24 protein-coding genes are annotated in these 22,900 nt (G+C 36.9%); 12 read left to right on the forward strand and 12 right to left on the reverse strand.

What is annotated here, in order from left to right:
- Window positions 1–16: 16 nt before the first annotated feature.
- On the reverse strand, window positions 17–799 hold the full coding sequence (locus tag C0Z22_RS01970; protein WP_103216652.1) for a PfkB family carbohydrate kinase: 783 nt from the start codon (window positions 797–799) through the stop codon (window positions 17–19).
- Window positions 799–1,581 (reverse strand): BtpA/SgcQ family protein, encoded by a 783-nt coding sequence (locus C0Z22_RS01975; RefSeq protein ID WP_103216653.1) that lies wholly within the window; start codon window positions 1,579–1,581, stop codon window positions 799–801. The genes C0Z22_RS01970 and C0Z22_RS01975 overlap by 1 nt, the downstream gene beginning before the upstream one ends.
- Window positions 1,582–1,657: 76 nt before the next feature.
- Here C0Z22_RS01975 and C0Z22_RS01980 point away from each other — a divergent pair, with 76 nt between their 5' ends.
- Complete coding sequence (locus tag C0Z22_RS01980; RefSeq protein WP_103216654.1) at window positions 1,658–2,590, forward strand: hypothetical protein; 933 nt, start codon at window positions 1,658–1,660, stop codon at window positions 2,588–2,590.
- Here the strand turns inward: C0Z22_RS01980 and C0Z22_RS01985 are convergent, their stop codons facing one another.
- A complete protein-coding gene (locus C0Z22_RS01985) occupies window positions 2,591–3,241 on the reverse strand; it encodes a thermonuclease family protein (protein WP_103216655.1) in 651 nt (216 codons plus the stop codon).
- Window positions 3,242–3,416: 175 nt separating this feature from the next.
- On the opposite strand from C0Z22_RS01985, the gene C0Z22_RS01990 reads away from it, so the two are divergent.
- Window positions 3,417–4,736, forward strand: coding sequence for a trypsin-like serine protease (locus C0Z22_RS01990; protein ID WP_103216656.1), 1,320 nt, complete (start codon window positions 3,417–3,419; stop codon window positions 4,734–4,736).
- Here the strand turns inward: C0Z22_RS01990 and C0Z22_RS01995 are convergent.
- Complete coding sequence (locus C0Z22_RS01995; protein WP_103216657.1) at window positions 4,720–6,081, reverse strand: family 14 glycosylhydrolase; 1,362 nt, start codon at window positions 6,079–6,081, stop codon at window positions 4,720–4,722. The two genes, C0Z22_RS01990 and C0Z22_RS01995, sit on opposite strands and share 17 nt — an antisense overlap.
- A 163-nt stretch (window positions 6,082–6,244) precedes the next feature.
- Here C0Z22_RS01995 and C0Z22_RS02000 point away from each other — a divergent pair, with 163 nt between their 5' ends.
- Window positions 6,245–6,832: a YkgJ family cysteine cluster protein gene (locus C0Z22_RS02000; RefSeq protein WP_103216658.1), complete on the forward strand. Its 588-nt coding sequence runs from the start codon at window positions 6,245–6,247 to the stop codon at window positions 6,830–6,832.
- Here the strand turns inward: C0Z22_RS02000 and C0Z22_RS02005 are convergent.
- Entirely contained in the window at window positions 6,816–8,303 is a 1,488-nt protein-coding gene (locus tag C0Z22_RS02005) for a RimK family protein (RefSeq protein WP_103216659.1), read from the reverse strand. The two genes, C0Z22_RS02000 and C0Z22_RS02005, sit on opposite strands and share 17 nt — an antisense overlap.
- Before the next feature lie 82 nt (window positions 8,304–8,385).
- On the opposite strand from C0Z22_RS02005, the gene C0Z22_RS02010 reads away from it, so the two are divergent.
- Both C0Z22_RS02010 and C0Z22_RS02015 read left to right on the forward strand, forming a co-directional pair.
- Entirely contained in the window at window positions 8,386–9,474 is a 1,089-nt protein-coding gene (locus C0Z22_RS02010; protein WP_103216660.1) for a GNAT family N-acetyltransferase/peptidase C39 family protein, read from the forward strand.
- A gap of 18 nt (window positions 9,475–9,492) precedes the next feature.
- A complete protein-coding gene (locus C0Z22_RS02015) occupies window positions 9,493–10,572 on the forward strand; it encodes a hypothetical protein (protein WP_103216661.1) in 1,080 nt (359 codons plus the stop codon).
- Here the strand turns inward: C0Z22_RS02015 and C0Z22_RS02020 are convergent.
- The 3 genes from C0Z22_RS02020 to C0Z22_RS02030 are packed head-to-tail and all read right to left on the reverse strand — an operon-like array spanning window position 10,558 to window position 12,162.
- Window positions 10,558–10,905: a 4a-hydroxytetrahydrobiopterin dehydratase gene (locus tag C0Z22_RS02020; RefSeq protein ID WP_103216662.1), complete on the reverse strand. Its 348-nt coding sequence runs from the start codon at window positions 10,903–10,905 to the stop codon at window positions 10,558–10,560. The two genes, C0Z22_RS02015 and C0Z22_RS02020, sit on opposite strands and share 15 nt — an antisense overlap.
- Before the next feature lie 22 nt (window positions 10,906–10,927).
- Window positions 10,928–11,239: an NGG1p interacting factor NIF3 gene (locus tag C0Z22_RS02025; RefSeq protein WP_103216663.1), complete on the reverse strand. Its 312-nt coding sequence runs from the start codon at window positions 11,237–11,239 to the stop codon at window positions 10,928–10,930.
- 32 nt (window positions 11,240–11,271) lie between these two features.
- Window positions 11,272–12,162 (reverse strand): LysR family transcriptional regulator, encoded by an 891-nt coding sequence (locus C0Z22_RS02030; RefSeq protein ID WP_103216664.1) that lies wholly within the window; start codon window positions 12,160–12,162, stop codon window positions 11,272–11,274.
- 82 nt (window positions 12,163–12,244) lie between these two features.
- Here C0Z22_RS02030 and C0Z22_RS02035 point away from each other — a divergent pair, with 82 nt between their 5' ends.
- From C0Z22_RS02035 to C0Z22_RS02050, 4 genes are all read left to right on the forward strand, one after another.
- A complete protein-coding gene (locus C0Z22_RS02035) occupies window positions 12,245–12,658 on the forward strand; it encodes a hypothetical protein (protein WP_146037756.1) in 414 nt (137 codons plus the stop codon).
- Window positions 12,659–12,756: 98 nt separating this feature from the next.
- Window positions 12,757–14,334, forward strand: coding sequence for a methyl-accepting chemotaxis protein (locus C0Z22_RS02040; RefSeq protein WP_103216666.1), 1,578 nt, complete (start codon window positions 12,757–12,759; stop codon window positions 14,332–14,334).
- Window positions 14,335–14,374: 40 nt separating this feature from the next.
- A complete protein-coding gene (locus tag C0Z22_RS02045; RefSeq protein WP_103216667.1) occupies window positions 14,375–15,061 on the forward strand; it encodes an AraC family transcriptional regulator in 687 nt (228 codons plus the stop codon).
- 38 nt (window positions 15,062–15,099) lie between these two features.
- Window positions 15,100–15,792: a transglutaminase family protein gene (locus C0Z22_RS02050; RefSeq protein WP_103216668.1), complete on the forward strand. Its 693-nt coding sequence runs from the start codon at window positions 15,100–15,102 to the stop codon at window positions 15,790–15,792.
- A gap of 12 nt (window positions 15,793–15,804) precedes the next feature.
- Here C0Z22_RS02050 and C0Z22_RS02055 read toward each other — a convergent pair whose 3' ends face one another.
- Window positions 15,805–16,350, reverse strand: coding sequence for a glutathione peroxidase (locus C0Z22_RS02055; protein WP_103216669.1), 546 nt, complete (start codon window positions 16,348–16,350; stop codon window positions 15,805–15,807).
- Window positions 16,351–16,396: 46 nt separating this feature from the next.
- Window positions 16,397–18,571, reverse strand: a complete 2,175-nt coding sequence (locus C0Z22_RS02060; RefSeq protein WP_103216670.1) for an OsmC domain/YcaO domain-containing protein — start codon at window positions 18,569–18,571, stop codon at window positions 16,397–16,399.
- A 185-nt stretch (window positions 18,572–18,756) separates the two neighbouring features.
- Between C0Z22_RS02060 and C0Z22_RS02065 the strand changes: the two genes are divergently transcribed.
- The 3 genes from C0Z22_RS02065 to C0Z22_RS02075 all read left to right on the forward strand — a co-directional run bounded on the left by C0Z22_RS02065 (window position 18,757) and on the right by C0Z22_RS02075 (window position 20,595).
- The gene (locus C0Z22_RS02065; protein ID WP_103216671.1) at window positions 18,757–19,212 is read left to right on the forward strand and encodes a hypothetical protein; all 456 of its coding nucleotides are present in this window, start codon (window positions 18,757–18,759) and stop codon (window positions 19,210–19,212) included.
- 129 nt (window positions 19,213–19,341) lie between these two features.
- Window positions 19,342–19,935, forward strand: coding sequence for an OmpW family protein (locus C0Z22_RS02070; RefSeq protein WP_199177504.1), 594 nt, complete (start codon window positions 19,342–19,344; stop codon window positions 19,933–19,935).
- A gap of 93 nt (window positions 19,936–20,028) precedes the next feature.
- Window positions 20,029–20,595 (forward strand): GNAT family N-acetyltransferase, encoded by a 567-nt coding sequence (locus tag C0Z22_RS02075; RefSeq protein WP_103216672.1) that lies wholly within the window; start codon window positions 20,029–20,031, stop codon window positions 20,593–20,595.
- Here the strand turns inward: C0Z22_RS02075 and C0Z22_RS02080 are convergent.
- Window positions 20,592–21,539: a hypothetical protein gene (locus tag C0Z22_RS02080; protein ID WP_103216673.1), complete on the reverse strand. Its 948-nt coding sequence runs from the start codon at window positions 21,537–21,539 to the stop codon at window positions 20,592–20,594. The genes C0Z22_RS02075 and C0Z22_RS02080 overlap by 4 nt on opposite strands.
- 99 nt (window positions 21,540–21,638) lie before the next feature.
- Window positions 21,639–22,793 (reverse strand): phosphatase PAP2 family protein, encoded by a 1,155-nt coding sequence (locus tag C0Z22_RS02085; RefSeq protein ID WP_103216674.1) that lies wholly within the window; start codon window positions 22,791–22,793, stop codon window positions 21,639–21,641.
- Window positions 22,794–22,900 lie beyond the last annotated feature (107 nt).

Here is a 22,900-nt window from a genome sequence, read left to right on the forward strand (position 1 = left end):
ATTGGTTAATTTTCAACTATAAGTCTTTGAATTCTCGATTGGTACCCGCGCCCCTCACAGATAAAATAGATTTTGCATATTGAGATGCTTTTTCGATATTGTTGAGGGCGAGGTATGCGCCTAGGAATGCGTCGCCAGCTCCGGTCGAGTCGACCACTGTTTCTAATGGGATTGGGATGTAGTATTCAATCTGTTTTTTTGATAACTTGCTAATCGTATCTTTTCCTCTTGTTATCAAAATTTCAATCTCGTGACTCTTTACATAGTCATAGAGAAAGTCTTCGAGAGGATGGTCATTAACTAAGCCGAACTGAGCGAGACTTGCATGTTTTAGATATTTTTCAATATCAATTTCACTAGCATCGTGGAAATCGAAAATGAATTTCGCTTTAGGTGAACAAGCAATAAGTTGATCAATAAACGGAAGGACCTGAGTATATAATGGACAAATGATGTAGCCTTCGAGGGCAGAAATCATGTTCCTTTCTTGCGTTGTTAATGCAAAATCTTCAATTACGCCTGATTGGTATTCTGTAAAATTCTTTTCTCCACTTTCAAGGGTTTCGATAAACTGAATTGGTGTCTTACCACTTCGTTCAAGTGGATGAGCTTGGATGTCTTCTTTTTGGCAATGACTGATGATCTCTTGACCATCACTTGCAGCAGGATAGATAAGGCTTGCTCTTAAATTTGAGTTTCTCTTAAAGTGGGTTGCTACATTTAAGGAGCAGCCGCCAAGAAATTTTTCGTTTGATGTTGAATATACATCAAATCCAGCATCACCAATGAAGGTATACATTATTGTCTAAGCCTTCTTACGATATCCATAAATGGTGCAATCTTTTCATAATCCATACGAGTGTCTGTCATAAGCGCGCTTCCAACGATAGCGCCGTCAAGAGCAGGATAGAGTTCATCTAGATTGTTATGAGAAAGGCCAGAACCAATAATGATTGGAAGATCTGGTGCGCCTTCTTTTGCCTCCATAATTTCTGAAACACTAGGAGCAATTCCTGTTTCGCGCCCAGATACTACGGCGGCAGCACTCTTGTATTCATAAGCTTCTCGAGCTGATTGGGCAAGAGACTTCTCTTCTAACATCGTCGCATACTTAACCTGAATATCAGTTAAGAGCTGGATGTCATCTGCCGCAATCTTTTTTCGATAATCAAGTAAGCCTTGTGGATCAATTTTCATCTCACCACCGTATTCTTCTCGTGCCATGTGATCGACAAAGTAGTCTGTACGAATAAATGAGTTTCCACCGGCCTTAGCAATAGCAAGTGAAGCTTCTGGATCATTGATTAAAAACTCTGAGCCTATAGGATAGTTACCTGCTTGTCTTTGAACAATGTTGGCCACAACACTCATGCTTGCGATGACTTCTTTTGAAGCCTCAACAGTATAAGGTCTGTCATGCTCATTTTCTAAAAGGGCAGCATCAACTCCACACTTTCTTAAGACTTCAAGATCTTCTAGAGCATAGTCGATGACTTTATTTAACCCAGGATGACTCGGGTAGCCAAGTAGAGGGCGAAGGTAAATAACTGCAATTATTGGTTTTGCCTTAAAGTCTAGCATTTAATCTCTCCATGCATGTGTATTGTCATAGTAAACGACGGGTGATTTAATAGTCCAGCAACATTTTGGGGGATCTATGTTACGTCTAATCACAATTGCGCTCGTGTCAATTTCAACATTTGCTATTTGTCAGAAATGGTCTGAACCACAGGTAATTGGTAGGCTTGATAATACTGTTTTAAATGAGACATCTGGAATTGCAATCTCTCAGATTTATGATGATCGAATGTATAACTTAAATGATTCAGGATCAGGCCCTGAGATTTTTTGGACAACTCTCACAGGGAAGAATACAAAGAAAGTTAAAATCAATAATTTCCGACCGTATGATATGGAAGATATGTCTCTGGGTCCATGTGGTGAGCAAAAGTGTGTTTACATCGCCGACATTGGAGACAATAAGAAGAAGAGAAAGTTCCTTTCTGTCGTAGCTCTTAATGAAGCAAAGCTTAAAGATGATGCCAAAGAGATTGATCCTGAATTTGTTTTGAGATTAGTTTATCCAAATAAAGAAAAGTACGATGCTGAAAGTATGGTTGTTCATCCAAGTGGTGATATTTATATTTTAACTAAAATTGTCGATGAAGAAAATCGTCGTGCAATGCCAGCGAAGCTATTCAAAATCGAAAAAGAAAAAATCCAAGAAGGTGTAAAGAAAGAAGAAAAAATGGAATTAAAGGAAGTTGCAATTATTGATCTTCCATTTCATTTGTATAACTACAATCTTTGGGGAAGGATTGCGACAGCAATGGACATCTCTAAAGATGGGAAAACTCTACTTGTTCTAACTTATGGGGCAGTTTTCGAATTTAATATTGAATTTAATTCGTTAGCGGAATTTAATTCTAGAAAATTAGAAGCAAAGACTGACTTTAGAATTGTTAGGACAAAAGATCTTCCTCAACAAGAGGCTATCGCATACGGGCCAAAGGATAACGAATTTATCTACACAACTGAAGTTGAATCAGGTGATGGTGTAAGTGAAATTGTTAGGCACGTTTGTGAATAACTACTTTGTAAATAATTTGTAGCCCAGTTGCATTGCTCTTTCAAAAGAACGGATGAAGAGTCTGCGATAAGGTGGTACAAGGTGGCCATCTTCAGGAGAATAAAGGATTTTCGTCTTAAGGTCACCAACGTAATTTGTTCCAACTCGATTTTGAACACTCATGCGAAACTCGTAAGGAAGCTGAACGTCTAGTGCGTAAAGACCAATTTCTTCGAGAAAGACTCTTTCAGAAATTTCCATATATTTGTACATGATTTCTTTATCAAAAGGTTCGATAAAATAAGGAACTGCTAGCCCCGATTTTAGCATCTCATAATTTATGTCCTGACCTTTATACAAGACTGTTCCAAGTAGACGGCGAGTATTAAGATCCCCATCTCTTCCAAGATCAATTGTTACCATACTTCCAATTGGCACAAGACTTCTTAGAAAGTCTCTAGCATCAAGAGATATTTGTCCTTGAGTATTACCATTAAAGTTTACTTCAGGAGTATCAATTCCTAGCATGCGGATATTCTTTTTCTTGCCAAGGAAGTCACTATAAACAGTCATGGTGTCGCCATCATGGATATAGAGGACCTTACCTTCAAAGGATATGGCATAGATCGATAATTGTAGAAGTGCTAGGAGTAGAAGTTTTATTTTTGTCATAATGCTTTGTAATAAAATAAAGTAGTTATGAATAGGTGCCAGATAAGATTTACTTGCTTCGGTGAGTGTCTAACTTGCTGAAAATACGATAACTGGCCAAGAGTTTTACATATAATTACTATCTGGATTTTACGAAGTTTTACTTACGAGTGCTCTCTTTTGCTACATTCTTTACATGAGAAATATTCCTTTATGTATTGCCCTGTTAATTTCACTTACTTCTTGTTCCCAAAGAGCGATGGAAGTTAAAACACAAGCGAATGCCATTATTGGTGGAGAGTCCCTAGCGATTCAAGCAGAGGAACTCAAATATACGGTTGCTATAACTAAAGAAAATGATCTGGCTAAGTCATTTTGTACGGGAAGCCTCATTTCCAAGAATCACATTATTACTGCTGCCCATTGTTTGATTGGCTCTTCTTTTAAGAATATGCAAGTTGCCTTTGTTTCTAACAGTACTAAATTTATTAATATCAAAGAAGTCCACTTGGCACAGGATACTTTGCTAAGAATGCATAACCTTGAATCAGTAAGAGGAGACTTTGGGCATAACTTTGATATCGCTATTCTTGAATTGGAAGAAGAAGCTCCACAGAGTGCTGAAGTTATAGAAATTCTTGATCCTTTGGAAAGTGATAAGGTTTTAAATAGAAAGATTAAGCTTACTGGCTTTGGTCAAGATGCTAATGGAGTTGTTGGTAGGGCCAAGAAGGTTGAAGTAAGAGCAATGGATATAAGGCGCAATCTTTTAGAGCGTTCAATTCTACTTTATGAAGACGACAACGGAGCTTGTCGTGGTGACTCTGGTGGTCCTGCCACGGTTATGATTGATGATAAAACTTACTTAGTTGGGGCGACTCAAGGGTATGCTAAAGCAGCTTTTGATGGTGTTGAGGATCTCGATTGCTCTTCAGGAAAGGGGATGTATACATTCTTACCAGACTATAAGGCATGGATTGAAAGTGTCATTAATAAAACAGAATATAACCCTTCTGATTTTGATTATCATCCATTTGAGTTTGCACAAAATGAAAGAGAAAACTCATCTGAATTAGAATGTGACAATTTAAGCTCTTTAAGCATTGCTCGTTGGCAGGGACTTTATACGTATGCCTCTCGAGTTATCGGTAATTTTAAATGTGATTCGATGAATGCTTGGTTCTCTAAAACAATTTCATATTCGGAGAAGCCTAGTAGTAAGGCGGAATTTATTCAAGGAAAATGGAGGATTGTTGGAAATTATTATTTCTTAAGATTCTTTTCTAACTTAGAAGAGGTAACAATAGATCAGTCTATGCGTATTACAAGGCGAGATCAAATGGTTTTAGGTGTAAGCTCAAATGTGATCTATTTAAATAATTACTATCATGACTTTGTGATCGGAGATAGTGTAAGAAAGCTTTCTCTTTCTGGAGGGAAGCTTTCAAGCGAAAATTACAAAGCCTTGGACGATAGAGCAGACTTTCTACTTAAAAAAGTTAGTGTGGATGAGTAAGGCGATAGAAGTTGTCTCTTGCTAGTCCACTGCTTAAAATTGTTCCCATTCTAAGAAATGTAACACCATCATAATTTCCAAAGTAAAGGGCATCGGCGATATTATCCCATGCTCTTTGCGAGTATAAAGTCCCTGCCAATGCATTCTCCCCGAGAATCCTTACTCCTTGTCGATTTGCTTCTTGAGCAACCCAAAACACAAGGGCCTTAGCATAACTTTGGGCATGTGTAGGTCCATCAAAATTATCCATCTCCAAGCAAGTGAAGTGAAAGTTGATATTGTAAAAATTCTTCTCGGCCCTAAGTTCGTTAACAAGACCAATGATACGGTTATAGCCATGACCTGTATTATCGCTATAAATATCATTATCTGTAGAGATTAAGCCTGCGTTTAACTCTGCTAAGCGATCCCCTCCAGGTGCCACACGCCAGTGGATTCCTGGTACTTTAAAACCTAGTTGAATATGTGAGTGCATTCTAAAGACGTCAATGGCCGCAGATAGTATGCGCTTTCCATGCTGTTTTAAGCTATTAGAATACCACTGATAAAAATCCTTCCCATATTGAGTATACTGTTCGTTATTTGAAAAAAAGAAATTCGGATTTGGTGGGAAAACTTGTGTGAAGTTTTGTAATCCAAAACCCCACGCATTATTTAAGGCATTAACACTCTTATATTTTTCTTTTATTGCATTTTGAAAGCTTTCAATTGCTGGATTTGAGTAGGCTTGAATTGCTCCTCTTGTCGGATATCCTGTGCCATAATCGTGGGAGTTATAAGAAGGGTAACGAAGCTCTCCTGCAGGGCCAAGGCTAATATTAATTTCATAAATTTGATTCATCTTGTGACCAAAGTGATAATTAAACGAGTGCATGACATCGTAAAATTCTCCGATGGCATTTTTAGTTGTCCACACAGATAGAAATTCTTTTGAGTAATTACCTTGCTCTGATTTTGACATGGCATCTTGTCCGTATTTTTTCCAAAGCCAATTTGGAATAGGGACGTTACATGTATCTCCAACATTACCACCACATTGATGGAATGAAAGAATTGGAACCCACTTTAGACCTGCTTGAATAATTAAATCACTTAAGAGCTGATAGTATTGCCAATCAAATTGGTTATCATTTTTTTCAACTAATCCCCACCAAATATCTGTACTGACACCTGTTGCCCCCAGGGCCTTTATTTCATGTAACTGTCTTTTAAAGTCTTCAATTTGATATTTGGAATAATCAGAGTTTAAATTATTTGGATCACCTACAAGTAGAGGTGCCATAACATTAAAAACTTTTGCATACGTCGTAAGACTTAGAAATAGGGTAGTGATTATGATTTTCATGGATGCTTTATACTCTAGAAAATTTATCTAGAGTAGTTGTGTTGTATAAATTACTAAACGCTAAACTCTTGAATTTATTGAGGCGATTTTGCATGTCGAATTTTATTGCCAATTAAATTTTTATGAATAGAATGGCCTTCGGTTTTTACATGTTGAAGGTTTTGTGAATTTAAATAAAGAGATCTCTAAGCATATCGAATCAATCTTTGAAGAGTCTGCAAAGACTTTCTCTAGCTATCAATTGACCAAGGAACTACCTTGCCTTAGTGGGTGTGGAGCATGTTGCTTGAGTCAGGAAATATCTGCTTCAACTTCAGAAATGTTACCTAGTGCATTCCGTCTACTTAATGACGAGGGAATTGAGAGAGTTGAAGAGTTGTTAGAAGAACTTGAAGGGACTCCTTCTAAAACTTGTGTCTTCTACCATCGTAACTCTGAAGATGGGACTAAAGGTTATTGTATGAATTATTCAACAAGGCCGGCAGTCTGTCGCTCATTTGGTGTTGCTGCTTACCGTGACAAGAACGGGGGCAAAACAATGAGTATATGTAAGCGCTTAAAAGAAGCGTATCCTGAGGAAGTAAAGAAGTTAGACCCAAACGAAGCACCTGTAATAGGTGACTTTGCTAAGCAAATATATCTCTTGGGACAAAGTTCAGATGCTAAGTTAATGCATATTAATGAAGCGCTTTATGAAGCTTTAAAGAAAGTGTGGCTAGGCCACACTTATGATTCTAGTGAAGATTCTTAGTTTCTTCAATTTTATGGATGAAATGCTTGATAACAATTTCATAAAGCTCGTCGCCAATTAATTCGTCTTCAACTCCAAAATCGAGGTTTGGATTATCGTTGACCTCAACGACATAAGCTTTCTTTCCGTCATCTTTAATATCGACACCAAAGAGTCCATCACCAATTTTTGCACAGGCCTTTGTCGCAGTATCGATTACATATTGTGGAACATCCTCGATCGCTAAGCACAGCGAATCTCCTGAGCTATCTTCTTCACCACTTGCGTGATTATAGATCTGCCAATGTTCCTTACTCATAAAGTACTTACAAGCATAGAAAGGCTTTTTGTTAATCACTCCAATTCGCCAGTCAAAATCTGTATAAAGGAACTCTTGAACTAAAATAAGAGCTGACTTATGTAGAAAGTCTTTTAGGCCTTCTTTTAATTCCTCTCTAGTTTCTACTTTTGTCACACCAATTGAAAAACTTCCATCTGGAATCTTTAAAACCATCGGTAACTTCAGCGTTTCAACAAGAAGGTTAAGTGTTGCTTCGTTGTAGTCACTAACAATTTCACTCTTAATCGTATTTATGCCATTCTTCTTAAAGAGGTTGTGTAGATAGATCTTATTCGTACACTTCAAAATAGCATTTGGATCATCAATGACAATAAGTCCTTCATCAACAGCAGTTTTTGCAAATGCATAGGTAGGATTTACTAGAGATGTTGTTGTACGAATAAAAAGAGCATCAAATTCGTTGATTCGTGCAAGGTCGTACTTAGAAATTGTTTCAACATAGAGTCCATTCTTATTACCAATCTCGATGAACTTCTTGATTGCTTCTGGGTTACTAGGAGGAAGCTTCTCTTTATCATCCACTAGGATTGCTAAATCATATTTGTATTGCTTCCTCGCATTTGGAAGACGCCAAATACGATTGTTAAATTTCTCTAGATGGTCAGCGAAGAATGTCTCTTGTGTTTCACTGAGATCAGAAATATGAACAGGTACGATTGAGTTAATCTTCCAAATCTTATTAAAGGCCAAGCGTACTTCAAAAATAGGGACAGGGTAGTTATTAAAAATTACCTTACCAATATTCCTAAAGAGCTTCTCTTTGGTTTCACCAAAGAAGACTCGAAAAGCAATTGAGCGAACTTCCTCTTTATTGTCGATATACTTCGTTGCCACCTCTTGTGCCAAACTTTGTAGTTCGTCGAGATCATAAGTGTAGTGCTTCTTCTTACAAAGATCATTAATAGTCTTTACCGTTGGCATAACCTTATGGCCTCGTGCCTCGGCAATAAGGGAAGTATAGTAACCAAGAGATAAGTACTTGGAAGAGTTACAAAGGTTTAAAACTCTTAAGTTTTTAAGTTGTTGGTACTCTTCTTTTGATAAGTAGTCCTTGGCCGTAATGACCTGGTCAGTTGGGAAGTAGGGTTGCCAATCTTTTAGACGGTCAACGATGACAACAAGTTTTTCCATCTTTTTTTATCTCCACATAAAAATAAAGATATTTTTTTACACAAGAATAATATAAATTATTAAAAAAAAGCGAGAGTTTTTTATGCATATTTTTAGAGATGCAACCTTAGAAGATCTGAACGCACTCCTTGCAATTGAAGAGGAGTCATTTGATGGCGATCGCCTGAGCGCCACGAATTTTAAATACGCCATTACCAAGTCTCATGGGGCCTTAAAAGTTATCCTTGTTAACAAGGTAATTGCTGGCTATATCCTAGTTCTTTTTCACAGAGGGACTTCTTTAGGACGTATTTACTCAATTGCTATAAGTAAAGGCCATCAAGGGCAGGGGCTGGCAAAAAAACTTATGTTATTGGCCGAGAAAGTGGGTTTGGAACACTCATGTTCATATTTGCGCCTTGAGGTTAAACGCACTAATAAGGGGGCCATTTCTCTTTATGAAAAGTTAGGATATAAAGAATTTAAGATAAAACATGACTATTATGAGGATCATCAAGATGCTCTTTGCTATGAGAAGAGGATCCGTAAAGCTCCGCTCAAGGCAAAGAGAAATATCCCTTATTATCAACAAACGACAGACTTCACTTGTGGCCCGAGTGCACTGATGATGGCACTGCGCTTTTTACGTCCAAAAATTAAGCTTAATCAAGAGTTAGAGTTAGATCTATGGCGTGAGGCCACAACCATTTATATGGCATCTGGCCATGGTGGATGTGGCCCTCATGGGATTGCTCTTGCAGCCGCGAATCGCGGCCTTAAAACTGAAATTTACATCAACAGAAAGTCATCTCTTTTTACTGACACAGTACGAGATAAGAAGAAAAAACAGGTGATTGAGCTAGTTCAAAGTAATTTTGAAAAGAAACTCAAGGAAGTAGGTGTAAAAACTCACTTTAAAAATTATGGCATCAGTAAAATCCGTGAGATAATAGAAGGCGGAGGATTGGCCTTAGTTTTAATTAGTGCCTATCGATTGACGGAGACGAAAGTTCCGCATTGGATTGTCATAACTAATATTGATGACGAGTTTATTTATTTTAATGATCCTGATTTGAAAGATAATCAAGATAAGGTCGATAATATAAACATCCCTGTAGGTATTGATGAGTTTGAAAAAATGGCAAAATATGGAAGTGGACAGTTGAAATGTGTTATTTCACTATTTCCATAAATTAGGTATTGGTGACTTATGAATAAGAAAATGGGTGTCCTAAAAGTATATCGAATTTTTGATATCGCTCACGAAGTCAAATTAGACAAAGCTTATGAAAAGCTCAAAAGCCTTACTATCTTAAAAAAATTTAGCTTAAATAGACCTTCTAAAAATATGCTATTTCAAGATCCTCCTTTGGTGGTTTTCTTAGGAGATCATTCAATCGAAAATATGAAAGTTGCTGTAACCGTTAAACTTTGGAGTTATGGTGCGCTTTCTTTTTCTGTTGATATCGAATGTCCTTTCTTTGTTGAGAAGAAGGAGCTTATTGAATGGGTAGAGAATTGGTCTCAGGGAGACTCTGTAGAGAACTTCTGTCGAGAACGAATCAACTTCTTTGTGGAGTCGTTAGGGGATTCTCTTATTAAGCCTAAGACTTGGGAACAAAGTGAAGAGTATAGTATTTTCGTTACTTCTCCAAAATATCATAATAAGGATTATTGGCTAGAAGACTCTTTTGTTTATCAGTTATTAGCAATGGAAAAGAACGTAAAGCTTAGTCCGGCCATGCTCGCTCCGGTTATCGATTGTACGATATCGTATGGACCGGATGATCTAGTGGCAATCGATTGGGATAATGCGTTCGTTTATTCTGAAGTTGATGGACATGATATTTGTGATGTTATTGAATTTGCAAATATACAGCTCCTAGAACTTCGCTACTTTGATGATCTTCTTGATAAGAAGCTTTCAGGTTTATATCGCCAAGTCGTGGAAAAAAATCCTTCTGTCTTTAGTAAAATTTCTGTCTTAGCTAAGGATGCAAGTCAGTTATATTTTGAAACAAGTGAACTTGTCGATCGAATTGAGAATTCCGTTAAGGTTATTGGAGATATTTACTATGCACGCTTATTTCGTATTTGTTTGAAGCGTTTACAAGTAGAACAATGGCAATCTCTTGTGGATCAAAAACTAAAAAACTTACTTGATGTTTCACAAATGTATATGGCAGAAGTAAATAACCATAAAAGTCATTTGATGGAAATTGTCATCATTGTTCTTATTGCTATTGAAGTTATACCATTCGTATACAATATTATTTTAAAGCTTATGTGACTTTAGGATCTGATCGATTTTACTCGCAAATATGAAGTCACTTTCCACGAGATCATCTATCTTATGTGTCCATAAGTCGACTCTTAGTTTTCCAAAACTTATATACAGATCAGGATGATGCCACTGCTCATCCGCAACCTTTGCTATTTCATTTGCAATGGCCATTGGTTGCTCAAACTTTTCACATGTTAGTTCAAGACACAAGCGCTTCTTATCATTTGAAAAGCTCCAACGTGGATCAATCTGGTCTTTTAGTTGTAGCTTTTCATCAAGTGGAAGAGGTGGAACTCCGCCTTGACATGGAATACAGCTTTTTTCACTTAATGTGCTCATCGATACTCCTCGATTTTATCTATTAAAAATTAATAAGGTCGTAGAGATCTATTGCTGGCTCTTCGTATGGGTGGGCCGCTCTTAATGCCGCGATTACTTCATCTACTTTATTATCAGGACAAATTGTTTCAACTTTTAATTCTACAACTTTTTCTAGCTCTCCACCTCTTCCTATATGTGGGGTGGCGTTTTGATTTGGCCTAAATTGTCCAATACCTTCAACCTCAAAAGAGCAGCGATCGTAATTTCCAATTGTCCCTGCGCCAGCATCAAATACTGCATTCTTAACCATTTCAGCATTTGCTTTTGGTACGAAGAAAACTAATTTTTTCATTATCCCTCTTGTCATTCTTGATTCAAGTAACTCTATTTAAGTTTTCGTAGTACTTTACCAAGTACTTTTGTAATTCTATTTTCCTGATCTTCTTTTCTTTTTACAAGATATATTGGTTGCTTAGTTGAATCAAGTTTAGAAATCTTTATTTCATGAAGTTTAAATTCACTTTTAACATTCTTATTATGTAGATCGACTAGAAAAGTCGGAAAATAACCAACAGCTAAGCTTGAGCGTGAAATTGATAAGGCGGTCTCTAGTAAGCTAACACGGTATTTGATAAATCGCTTGATTCTTCCATCTGGCCATCCATCAAGTCCTTGTGCCCTTGTCGGAGTGTCGTTTACAGAAGTAAGAGGAGCGACAAAAGGTAAAAGATCAAAATCAACTTTATCACTTATATATTGTTTGTTGAATTTTGATGTGCCATATAGTCCCATTTGAACATGTCCTATATTTAAATGATCAAGTTGATGATGAGGTACAGGAATATAAGTCAGTCCGTAATCAACATTACCATTGATAATAGCTTCTTCAATTTTTCCAGGTGTTAACTCACGAATTTCAACTTGTATATCGTCACCAAGTTGAGTCATGATATCTGGTGCTAAGTAAGTAGAAAAAACTTCAAAGGTACCAATCCGACAAATTGTTTCAACTTTAATTTGTTCTTGATTGGCCAGTTGTAAAAGCCTTTCTTCCTCTAGTAATAGTCGATCAATCTCTTGGGCAATTCGCAATCCCGCCTGTGTGATTTTTATACCACGCCCGTCTTTTGTAATGAGATCAACACCAAGCTCTTGCTCCAAGCTTTTGATTGATTTTGAAAGCCCTGCATGAGATATCCCAAGAATTTGCGCGGCTTCTCTCATATTTTTGGTCTGTACAAGCGATTTGAAATGTCTAATTTTATTGGTATCCATGAGTTACCAAAGATATAATAACATTCACTTTTATTCAATAAATTACTTTTGTATATTGCCTTCATCAGAAAGGGAGGAATATATGTATTTGAAATTATTGATGTTAAAACTAACTCTTCTTATGTCTATAGGGACAACATTTGGAATGAAGGCCAATGCCCAAGAGGCACCAGAAAATCTATTTTGCAAGAGTGCTTCTGCTGCGGCAGTAGGATGTTGGCCATCTTTTTTCAATTTTTTTTACGAGAATAATCAGTTTAGCTTCACTAAAGAGTTAGGCATGCCTTCAGGAGGAAGATGTGGATGGCCTCCTTTCGGTACACAAGTATTAGCGAAGGGAAGGATCGAATTTTATAATTCACAGGAAGCCCACATTTATACGAGTACAGATAAAGGTGAGTTAGAAATTGGAAGAGTTGTAATTGAGGGCAGAAGAGTTGAGTTATCACTTTATGATGAAGAGCAGATCGTCTTTGAAAACTGTCATTCATATTAAAAGTAAATCCTGACCAATATCATAAAAATAATTGAGTTTGGTTCATTAATTTGTTTTGTAAACTGACGAGGAGTAAGAGGTATTTAGGAGGAAATCTAATGGTTAGTCTAAGAGAGAGAATCAAGTACTTCTTTTCTGCGTCAGTTTATTCTGTTTTGTCTTCAGCAGTTTTTGTCGTTCTATTATTTGCTGTAACACTTCCGGCAATTAACTCAACAGCACGCATTGGAAAGAATGAAAGTGTTAAAGTTGCGATACATAATGCATATAGTATGGTTAAGTATCTTTATGATGAATCACAAGAGGGGAAGATTACAGAAGCACAAGCAAAGCTTCATGCTAAAAACCTTCTTCAGGCGCTACGTTTTGATGGAAAGAATTATTTCTTTGTAAGTGATAAGAATCTTAATGTTGTTGCTCATGGTGCAGACCCATATAAAGTTGGAAATAATATGGCCAAGTATCAAGACGGTAAGGGAACATTTCTTTATAAGGAATTTTTAAAGATTGGTCTTGAAAAAGGGGAAGGCCAACTAACTTATTATCGTGCTCTAAAGAAAGAAGGTGATGTAATTGAAAAAACATCTTATATCAAATATTTCGAACCATGGGGTTGGGTAATTGGAACAGGTGTCTATCTAGATGATGTTAATGTCGCAGTTTTTGAAGCTAAAAAGAGCACTCTAATTGGACTTATGATTTGTGTTGCTATTGCTCTTGGCCTTTCTTTGTGGAATGCGCACTCAATGTATGCAAATTTCATTGCTCCAATTAAGTCAGTCATTAGAAACCTTAAACAAGAATATGTAGAGCTAGAGAGAATCGCTAATAATATTAACTCTAGTTCGAGACAAATTCTTGATGTTTCAAGTAAGCAAACTGACTCTGTGGATAATGTTGCTGCGGCCATCACTGAAATAAAGTCTATGGTTGATTCAACAAGAGACAATGCTGATCGATCAAGTGGTCTTGCTAAACATACAGCAAATATTTCAAATGAGTCTAAAGAAAAAATTCTAAGACTTGTGCAGTCTTTTGATATCATCAAAAAAGATAACGAAGAGGTAATTCAAGTCATTAGAGACAATAGTGTTCAGTTAAATGATATCTCGAATACAATCAATGATATTCAAGAAAAGACTGAAGTTATTAGTGATATCGTTTTTCAAACAAAGCTTTTATCTTTCAATGCTTCGGTCGAGGCTGCAAGAGCTGGAGAGCACGGAAAGGGATTTAGTGTTGTGGCAGAAGAAATTGGGGGACTTGCTAAGGTTAGTGGAGAGTCAGCAATTGAGATCGCTACAATTATTGATGAATCAACTCGTCGAGTGAAAGAGTTAACTGATATGACGACAAAGACTGTTGAAAATCTCGTTCAAGTAACAGAGAAAGATTTGCTCGAAGGGCAAAAGTTAATGGCCGATTGTCGTGATGCTCTTGAAGAGTTGGTTGGTCAGTCAATGGAGTCCTCAAGTATGTGTAATGAAATCCTAGGTGCTCTTTCTGAACAAGAAAATGGTATCGCAGATGTTAATACTTCGATTAATACTCTAAATGAGTCGCAATGGCAGCTAAAGAGTTCACAGGAGTCTTCAGCTCGTGAAGTTGAAGATCTAGTTAAGAAGAGTGAACAAATTAAAACAGCAGTTGAGAAATTAGAAAAAATCGCAGCATAACAAGCTAGTAATTGATTCAAATGGCCCTTATAATAGGGCCATGAATCGAAAAATTTATCTCTTTGACTATTTCACTGTAATTGAATCCGAATCACTAAATGTTGAGTTTCATTCTCATATTGCTCAACAGTTGTCTTTCTCCCTAGATTCTTGTCCTTTAAAATATGAGACGGAAGAAGGCGTGTTTGAAAAGAGATTTATTTACCTGCCTTCTTTAATAAAGCACAGATTCCTAAGTGAGAGTTGCCACAATTTAACGATTCTAATTGATGAAGAAGCCAGCTTCAAACTTGATGTTGAACATATTGATACTAGAGTTCTAAAACTTGAAACGATCAATCGCAAGAGTGTTGAAAGCTTTCTTAAACAACTTGGCCTAATATCTAATAAAGAATTGGATGAGAGAATTATCAAGTTATTTCAAATGATTAAAGATTATGAGAACCTTGATGAAGTAAAGTTAAAGGATTTTGCAAACTCGCTTGCACTTTCGGAAAGTCGTCTTTTACATCTATTTAAAGAAGAGGTTGGTGTAACATTTAGAAAGTATATTCTTTGGCAAAAGCTTAAGAGGGCGGTTGATGCCCAAGCAGAAGGTCGAAATATTACGGATGTTGCCATCGCTGCTGGCTTTAGTGATTCTGCACATTTCTCAAAGTTTTTTAAACAAAGTTTTGGTCTTTCACCAAAAGAAATTTTTAAAAATAGCCAGTTTATACAAGAATAAAATATCCAAGATTCGTATTATCTTCTTAAGGAGAATATATGAAATCAAAGTTACTCGATCTTAATCACCCCGATATAATCAAATTGAAAGATGAAATTCTAGAGCTTTCTCGAGACGAATCTCAAATCATAGGAGCTTGCTACCGTTATGTTAGAGATGAGATTAATTTTGGCTATAACTCAAGTGATGATATTACAGCATCTCAAGTATTACGTGACGGCTACGGCCAGTGCAATACCAAGGCAACACTACTGATGAGTTTACTGACTTCCTGTGGGATTGAGAATAGGCTTCATGGTTTTACGATTGACAAAAAACTACAATACGGAGCAGTTACAGGATTTTTTTATGCAATCGCTCCTCGTGAAATTCTTCATAGTTGGGTCGAAGTTAAGTATCAAGGAAAATGGTATAATCTTGAAGGTTTTATCCTCGATATAGACTATCTGACAGCTATTCAAAAGATGGCCGGAAAGGATGTTCGTTCGTTTTGTGGCTACGGAGTTGCTTGTAAAGATTTACAGAATCCTGAAGTCGATTGGAAAGGTGGAAACTCAACTTATATTCAAAAGGAAGGGATCGTAAGAGATTTGGGATTATATGAAACTCCAGATGAGTTTTATCAAAAATATGGAACAAACCCTAAAGGAATAAAAAAATTCTTCTATAAATATTTTATTCGCTTCTTGATGAATAAAAATGTTAGTGACATAAGAAATAGACCTGCTTAACGCAGGTCTTACTTATAAAATTTCATTTAACTTTGAAGTGATTTTTTCATCAGTTGGAGCAATATCAGGAAAGTAGCGCTCTACAATTTCACCATTCGAATTTAGAAGAAACTTTTCAAAGTTCCAGTGAATATCATGCTCTTGGCCTGTGATAAGTCCTTTACTAGTTAGAAGTTGCTCAAAGTCAGGCTTATCATTTCTTACAGCATCTTTTTTTGTTTCAGTAAGGGCCTTGTATAGAGGATGTTGACCTTCACCTTTAACAATGATCTTTTCATTTACTGGAAATGTCACGTTGTACTCAAGAGAACAGAATTGCTGGATTTCTTCATTGCTTCCAGGTTCTTGTCCAAGGAATTCATTTGCTGGGAATGCAAGAATCTCAAGTCCCTTGTCTTTGTATTCAGAATATAATTTCTGTAATCCTTCATATTGTGGTGTTAGGCCACATTTTGAAGCAACATTAACGATGAGATATGCTTTTGCATTAAAGTCAGGGATCGTCTTTGTAAGACCTTTTGCATCTTTAAATTGAATTGTATTTAGATTTGTACTCATATTGGTAACCTCCTAAAGATTTTCTATAAGAGGTTACCATAAAGATTTATTTAAGAAAGTTGTGGCGTGCCAATTGAAGCTTTTTATAACTTTCAATTAACTTAAGGTGCTTATCGATTCCTTCAAGATTCATACTTGTTGGAGTTAATCCGTCGAATCGGTTTTCACCTGTTATTGTCTTATTAACTCGATCCATTAACTCTGATCCATACATACGAGTTAGGTTCTCAATGTAATCTTTCATCTCAAGATCGTCGCCAAGTTCAATATCAAGTGCAATATTTAATACTTGATAAAAACGTCTTCGCTCAATTGTATTGTCATTAAACGTACCAAGCATTTCTACTAGCTCTTTTGCATCATCAAATTGTTTTAATGCAAGGTATGTAAGTGCTTTTAACTCGCCAATTACTAATTGTCCCCAAACCGTACTTTCGTCAAATGCCACACCAATTAGTTCTGATACAGGCATATAGTTATCAAGAGAACTTTCTTCAAGTTGACCAACTAACTCTGACAAATCCTCTTCATCAAGTGCGTGTAGGTTTAAAATCGCTTCTCTGTAGTCTAGTGCCTGATTGTGGTTATCCCAAATAAGGTCTTCTGGAAGATAGATTTCAGAATAATTAGGTACCAATATTCGACAAGCCGCTGCTCCAAGTTCATTGTAGTCAGCAATATATACTTCTTTTTCGAGCTCTTTTAAAATCCCCATCAGGTAGTCATATTCTTCTTGAGTTGTTCCAGAAAAATTCCATTCATTAAATTCATACTGCGGCTTTCCTGCAAAGAAACGCCAAGAAATGATACCTGTTGAATCAATAAAGTGATCAACAATATTATTATGCTCTTTGATCGCAAATTCATTAAATGTTGGAGGGAATGTATCATTCATTCCTTCAAAACTTCGTCCTTGGAGAAGTTCAGTAAGTGATCTCTCAAGAGCAACCTCAAAACGAGGGTGCGCACCAAAAGAAGCAAAGACGCCACCATTTCTAGGGTTCATAAGAGTGACACACATAACTGGAAATTTTCCACCAAGTGAAGCATCTTTAACAACGATTGGAAAACCTGCTTCTTCAAGCTTGTTTATACCTTCCATAATCGTTGGATATTTTTCTAATACTGATTTTGGTACATCAGGAAGAGTAATTTCATCAACAATGATTTGTTTTTTTACAGCTCTTTCAAAAATTTCAGAAAGACATTGTACGCGGGCTTCATATTTTGTATTTCCAGCACTCATCCCATTACTTACAAAAAGGTTTGCAATAAGGTTGGCCGGTATATAAACAGTCTTTCCATCTGATTGTCTTTCATATGGAAGAGCACAAATACCGCGCTCATAATTTCCTGAGTTCGTATCAACTAAATGTGATGCTGAAAGCTCTCCATCGTTATCATAGGCACAGATAAGTGTTTCATCCATAAGCCCTAGTGGTAAAGAGTCATCTTCTGGAATCTCAAACCATTTCTCATTAGGGTAGTGAACAAAGTCTGCATTTGCGATTTCTTCACCAAGATAGTAATCACTGTAGAAATAATTTGTACTGATGCGCTCAAGGTATTCCCCAAGAGCAGATGCAAGGGCCGCATCTTTTGTTGCACCCTTACCATTTGTAAAACACATTGGAGAGTCTGCGTCTCTAATATGGACAGACCAAACGTGTGGGACTTGGTTACGCCAAGAAGCGATTTCAATTTTAATCCCTAGTCCTGCAAGAAGTTCAGTCATATTAGCGATTGTCTCTTCAAGAGAACAATCTTTGCCTGGAATCATCGTTTTAGTGTTTTCAACTTCATATTCAAGCTTAACATCGTTTCCTAAAACTTCTTTTGCTTCTATTTTAAAATCGATTTCATTTTGGATGACTCGCTTAACTGTACAGCGCTCCATTGATGCTAGAATCCCTTTCTTATCTTTTTCAGAAATCGTAGCGGGAAGTTCTGCATGAATGACAAATGATTGCTTATAGCGATTGTCAGGATCCACAATATTTTGCTGACTGATACGAATATCATCAGTTGGAATATCACGACTATTACAATAGACCTTCGCAAAGTAGGCTGCACACATGGCAGAGGATGCGAGGAAATAGTCATATGGGCCAGGAGCTGTCCCGTCACCTTTGTAGCGAACAGGCTGGTCTGAGATGATTTTAAAGTCGTCGAAGCTTGCTTCGATTTTTAGATTGTCGAGGTATTTTACGTTTACTTGCATGGCGCTATAACTACCATAAATAAGTATGTTATGGCCCTAACGATCTTCCATCCTATAAGAATTACTGCTATTTATCTCATTGTAAGTATGTGAAAATAAATAAATTTAACTTTCTTAAGTTGTCAATTGTTGCCATTTTGTGGTCTTTATTGCAAAAATGGCCGTGCAATTTAAAGGAGAAGTTAATGAAATCTATCATTCTAATGCTGGCAATGCTGCCTTGCCTTGTTTTTGGTTATAACCACCCAGATGCTAAAACTCTAATGACTGAATATCAAGATTTCCGTTCAATCGTTTTGCTATTGAAGCATGATTACTTAGTAGGTGATTGGTATAAGGCCAAAGATTTTGGTGACACTACGATTATGTGGAATTTAGGTGACGACATAACTGATCGTGAAGTTATTCGTTTCTTTAGAAAAAAAGCAGATGGATCAGTTTTTACAGTAACGTATCATCGTTCTGATTATATTGTTGATGGAAGAATTGTTCTTCGTCGTTTTGTTGGACCTGAGCCAACAGGTTGGATCAACCATACAATCGATTATGAAACAGGTGAAGAATTAGGCTCACAAGGTTGGTGGCCACTGTTTGATGATTCAGATCATGCATTCATGAAACTATGGGGAATCTATTACTAATAAATAGAAAATAAAGCCTACAAAAGTAGGCTTTTTTTTATTTTTATTTTTATCTCTGATCTGTCTCATAAAAAATTAAAAACTCTTTTGTTACTTTTTTATTATAAAAAAAATACACAAGGAGTTTTTGTGAAAAAAACATCAATCATTTCAATTCTATTTTTCTTAATGTTCAATTCTTTTTCATTCGCGCAGGAAAACGCGATGGTGCGTGTTAGAGCGCTAGGTGTAAGCCCTGATGTTAGTGATAATATCGGTGGTAATATTGCAATTAATAACGAATCAGTACCTGAAGTCGATTTCTCTTACTTCTTCCATCCAAACTTTGCTGTTGAATTAATTCTTGCAACAGCAACTCATGATGTAAATCTTAACGGAACAGGAAGCCTTGGAAGTGTTTCTCTTCTACCTCCAACATTACTTGCTCAGTACCATATGGATTTTGGTATGTTTAAACCATATGTAGGAGCAGGGATCAACTACACAATCTTTTATGGAGAAGTTCCTGGAGACATGGCCTCAACAAAGTACGATGATTCATTTGGATATGCATTACAGCTTGGTACAGATATCAAGGTTGCACAAAATATGTATCTAAACTTTGACGTAAAAAAACTTTACTTACAAACAGATGCAACAGTTGATACTGGATCTGGAGTTGTGAAGGCTGAAGTTGATATCGATCCTCTCCTTGTTGGTGTCGGTATTGGTTTTAGATTCTAAGACTCTAAAATGGGGGAGGCTATGTGGCGTAGCCTCCACTTTAAATTCTCTCAAATGATTTGCACCCGTTAATATTTCCTGTATCATTTTTCTATGATGGAATTTGAAATTAGAATCTTAGAAGGCAAAGAATTTGATAAGTATTATCAGGCACACAAAGAAACAGTCTTTGAAGAAGACCATAGTTATGTTCTTTGGGATATTCTCTCAGAAGAAGAATTAACTAATATCAAAAGACTAAAAGAGAATATGGGGAGTCCATATCAACTTTGTCTTGCGGCATTCGATAAAGATGAGAATTTCGTTGGCTGGAGTTGGGGCTTTCAAGAAAATAGTACAACTTACTATATGTGCAATTCGGCCGTACTACCTGAGTATCGTCGCCATGGTATCTATGGGGCCATGCTTGATAAGACTCTCGCAATCCTTGAAGCAGAAGGATTTCAGATGGTCTACTCTCGCCACTGCGCTACTAATAATGCCGTTATTATTCCAAAGCTTAAGGCCGGCTTTCTTATTTCTAAAATGGAACTAGATGATAAATTTGGTGTTCTCATTCATCTTCATCACTATTTCAATGAGAAGAGAAAGAGAGTTATGGATTATCGTGCCGGGCAAATTAAACCCGACACTGATATTAAAAAACTATTTAAAATTTAACGTACACAATAGTAATTCATTACTTTTGCATTTACTGACCATGGATCACGCACTGGTGACGGATTCATTAGTCCTGGATGATAAACCTTTCCGCCACGTAGGGCCCAAATATTTTGGTGGATAGAAATACCTCCGTTCCAGTCTCCGTAGGCATCAATGGCCTCAAGCTCTGATCCATTAGGAAGTCTTGCATACATATTGTCACAAGCTTGTTCTGCTTGTCTTAGTGAGTTTACTCTTCCGATTGAGCCATTATGCGTTCCAATGATTGTCAGTTTTCTACCATTTACTCTTAGAGTAGAAGGGAATTTTGTTCTTTGGAAATCTTCAAACATACGTGAAGCAATTTGAGACATCACAACAGAAGGTTGCCCAATTCCTTGATAGTTTTTAGTAGAACCATCTGAGCCTACAAGAGTAAGAGTTACTTGAATATTTCCGCGACAGTTTGGAGCAAAAGAGTATGATCCATAGGCCATGTAATCAACAAGTGCACCAGCATTATCAGGAATCCAACCAGGCCTTTGACCATTGTTGATTGAATTAAAAATATAACGAATATTATTCATTTGGACGAATTCTAGTTTTCTATCAACTACTGGAAAATCACGGTAGTAACCATCAAAGTAAGCCTTTAGTGTATTTTCAAGAGTTACATCAAGATACTTATGTTGAGTCGCTAGTCTTACGTTCTTGTCATATAAAGCATCGAAAGTAACAAGCATCTGTAGCGCTTCACTACCTTTTGCTCCAGATTGCATAAGCTCTGAGGCAAGGCCAGTCATCTCACTCATATACTCAGTTCGAGTTTGTGAGTAGGCTTGCTTATAAGCACACAGATCCGCTCCTCTTACAAAAGGGATTGATGACCAGATACGGGCCGCTTGAGCTTGTGCACTAATTCCAATAAGAGCTAGTAGAGCTAGGGATTTCAACTTCTTCATAATATCTCCAATTTGCCTGATTATAGGGGGATATCAAAATTTATCATAGTTACTCGATAAAATTTATACGTATAAAGGCCAGCTATGCTGGCCTCAGTTTTAGTTTTGTGATCTTAAGTAAGCTTCATAGATACATGCGCGGATTTTTTCTTTTCCTTCAGGCATCTTTTTACATTCGAATTCACCCTGTGAATTTTTTCTCTTAGGAGTCCATTCAAAATTAACCATGAATGTTCCTGATTCAGCATTCCAGCTTGGAAAAACCATTAGTCCACCTTGGCTATCATCACTTTCATGCATTCTGATAACAAGCTTTGTAATGAGATGACCTGCGATGGCCCCTGCAAATACATCTGATAGCCAGTGCTTTCGATCGTGTAGACGGCCGTAAGATGTTAGCGCCGCAACACCATAAGCAAGGTATGGCACAACTTTATTATCTTTGTAGATTTCTGCAAATACTGTCGCAAATGACCATGCACCTGAGGAGTGTCCAGAGAAGAATGATTTCCCTTCAGTTCCAAATTCATAGGCACCAAGGTCTTTATTAGGTCTTTGACGACCGAAAGTTTTCTTAAAGCCCTCCGTTACAATTTGTGTCGCAATTTGTGACGTTACAACATAAAGTCCTGCTTTCTTTAACTTTCCATCTTCAAGCACTACACCCATAAAGTAAGAACCTGCGGCAGCTCCGCCCATGATCAGGCGTTCGTGGTTATTTGTTGGGTATACTAACTTTTCAGTAAATCCATTTTTGTGGTCTTGAATGAAGTCCATCGTTTCTTCATCTGATGCAAACATTACAAGGCCCAGTGATGTTGATGCTGCTAACATAAGTGCTTCTTTGTCACTTAGACCAAGTGGTATGAAGTAGCCCTTCTTGTTATCACTAGGGTCGTATTTTCTTAGGAATTCAGAGAACTCTTTAGGATTCATCCCGCCACGAATAGTTTCGTTTCCAATTCTTCCTTTAATTCCTTCCATTTCATCGATATTTCTTTGCTCTTCTTCACTACAGCCTTGAATTGTATTTTTACAGCTGTAGATTTCATCAAGCATTCGCTTTGCTTGAGAGCGCATATCAATTTGATTTTCGTCTACTGAGACACAGCCTTCATAACGCCACTCGCAGTTCTCCTGTAGTGGATTGAATGACTTCTGTTCCCAGAAGTAGAGATTCTCTTGTGCCATAGCACTCGATACGAGAGTTGATAGGATTAGACCATTTGTAATTATTTTCTTTAAATTTTTCATGAGGCCAATATAGCTGAAACTGTAAAAAAAGCTTCATAAGTGTAATTAATCATAGGGCAGACTAAAAAATAGACACTAGTAAGTTATTAAAATATTTAGAAGAATAA

The sequence above is a fragment of the Halobacteriovorax sp. DA5 genome (assembly GCF_002903145.1).
GTDB lineage: Bacteria > Bdellovibrionota > Bacteriovoracia > Bacteriovoracales > Bacteriovoracaceae > Halobacteriovorax_A.

What these genes read in the sequence shown, in the direction of transcription:
- C0Z22_RS01970 (WP_103216652.1), bottom strand. Translation starts at nt 799, where the DNA reads ATGTATACCTTCATTGGTGATGCTGGATTTGATGTATATTCAACATCA.
- C0Z22_RS01975 (WP_103216653.1), bottom strand. Translation starts at nt 1,581, where the DNA reads ATGCTAGACTTTAAGGCAAAACCAATAATTGCAGTTATTTACCTTCGC.
- C0Z22_RS01980 (WP_103216654.1), top strand. Translation starts at nt 1,658, where the DNA reads ATGTTACGTCTAATCACAATTGCGCTCGTGTCAATTTCAACATTTGCT.
- C0Z22_RS01985 (WP_103216655.1), bottom strand. Translation starts at nt 3,241, where the DNA reads ATGACAAAAATAAAACTTCTACTCCTAGCACTTCTACAATTATCGATC.
- C0Z22_RS01990 (WP_103216656.1), top strand. Translation starts at nt 3,417, where the DNA reads ATGAGAAATATTCCTTTATGTATTGCCCTGTTAATTTCACTTACTTCT.
- C0Z22_RS01995 (WP_103216657.1), bottom strand. Translation starts at nt 6,081, where the DNA reads ATGAAAATCATAATCACTACCCTATTTCTAAGTCTTACGACGTATGCA.
- C0Z22_RS02005 (WP_103216659.1), bottom strand. Translation starts at nt 8,303, where the DNA reads ATGGAAAAACTTGTTGTCATCGTTGACCGTCTAAAAGATTGGCAACCC.
- C0Z22_RS02010 (WP_103216660.1), top strand. Translation starts at nt 8,386, where the DNA reads ATGCATATTTTTAGAGATGCAACCTTAGAAGATCTGAACGCACTCCTT.
- C0Z22_RS02015 (WP_103216661.1), top strand. Translation starts at nt 9,493, where the DNA reads ATGAATAAGAAAATGGGTGTCCTAAAAGTATATCGAATTTTTGATATC.
- C0Z22_RS02020 (WP_103216662.1), bottom strand. Translation starts at nt 10,905, where the DNA reads ATGAGCACATTAAGTGAAAAAAGCTGTATTCCATGTCAAGGCGGAGTT.
- C0Z22_RS02025 (WP_103216663.1), bottom strand. Translation starts at nt 11,239, where the DNA reads ATGAAAAAATTAGTTTTCTTCGTACCAAAAGCAAATGCTGAAATGGTT.
- C0Z22_RS02030 (WP_103216664.1), bottom strand. Translation starts at nt 12,162, where the DNA reads ATGGATACCAATAAAATTAGACATTTCAAATCGCTTGTACAGACCAAA.
- C0Z22_RS02035 (WP_146037756.1), top strand. Translation starts at nt 12,245, where the DNA reads ATGTATTTGAAATTATTGATGTTAAAACTAACTCTTCTTATGTCTATA.
- C0Z22_RS02040 (WP_103216666.1), top strand. Translation starts at nt 12,757, where the DNA reads ATGGTTAGTCTAAGAGAGAGAATCAAGTACTTCTTTTCTGCGTCAGTT.
- C0Z22_RS02045 (WP_103216667.1), top strand. Translation starts at nt 14,375, where the DNA reads ATGAATCGAAAAATTTATCTCTTTGACTATTTCACTGTAATTGAATCC.
- C0Z22_RS02050 (WP_103216668.1), top strand. Translation starts at nt 15,100, where the DNA reads ATGAAATCAAAGTTACTCGATCTTAATCACCCCGATATAATCAAATTG.
- C0Z22_RS02055 (WP_103216669.1), bottom strand. Translation starts at nt 16,350, where the DNA reads ATGAGTACAAATCTAAATACAATTCAATTTAAAGATGCAAAAGGTCTT.
- C0Z22_RS02060 (WP_103216670.1), bottom strand. Translation starts at nt 18,571, where the DNA reads ATGCAAGTAAACGTAAAATACCTCGACAATCTAAAAATCGAAGCAAGC.
- C0Z22_RS02065 (WP_103216671.1), top strand. Translation starts at nt 18,757, where the DNA reads ATGAAATCTATCATTCTAATGCTGGCAATGCTGCCTTGCCTTGTTTTT.
- C0Z22_RS02075 (WP_103216672.1), top strand. Translation starts at nt 20,029, where the DNA reads ATGATGGAATTTGAAATTAGAATCTTAGAAGGCAAAGAATTTGATAAG.
- C0Z22_RS02080 (WP_103216673.1), bottom strand. Translation starts at nt 21,539, where the DNA reads ATGAAGAAGTTGAAATCCCTAGCTCTACTAGCTCTTATTGGAATTAGT.
- C0Z22_RS02085 (WP_103216674.1), bottom strand. Translation starts at nt 22,793, where the DNA reads ATGAAAAATTTAAAGAAAATAATTACAAATGGTCTAATCCTATCAACT.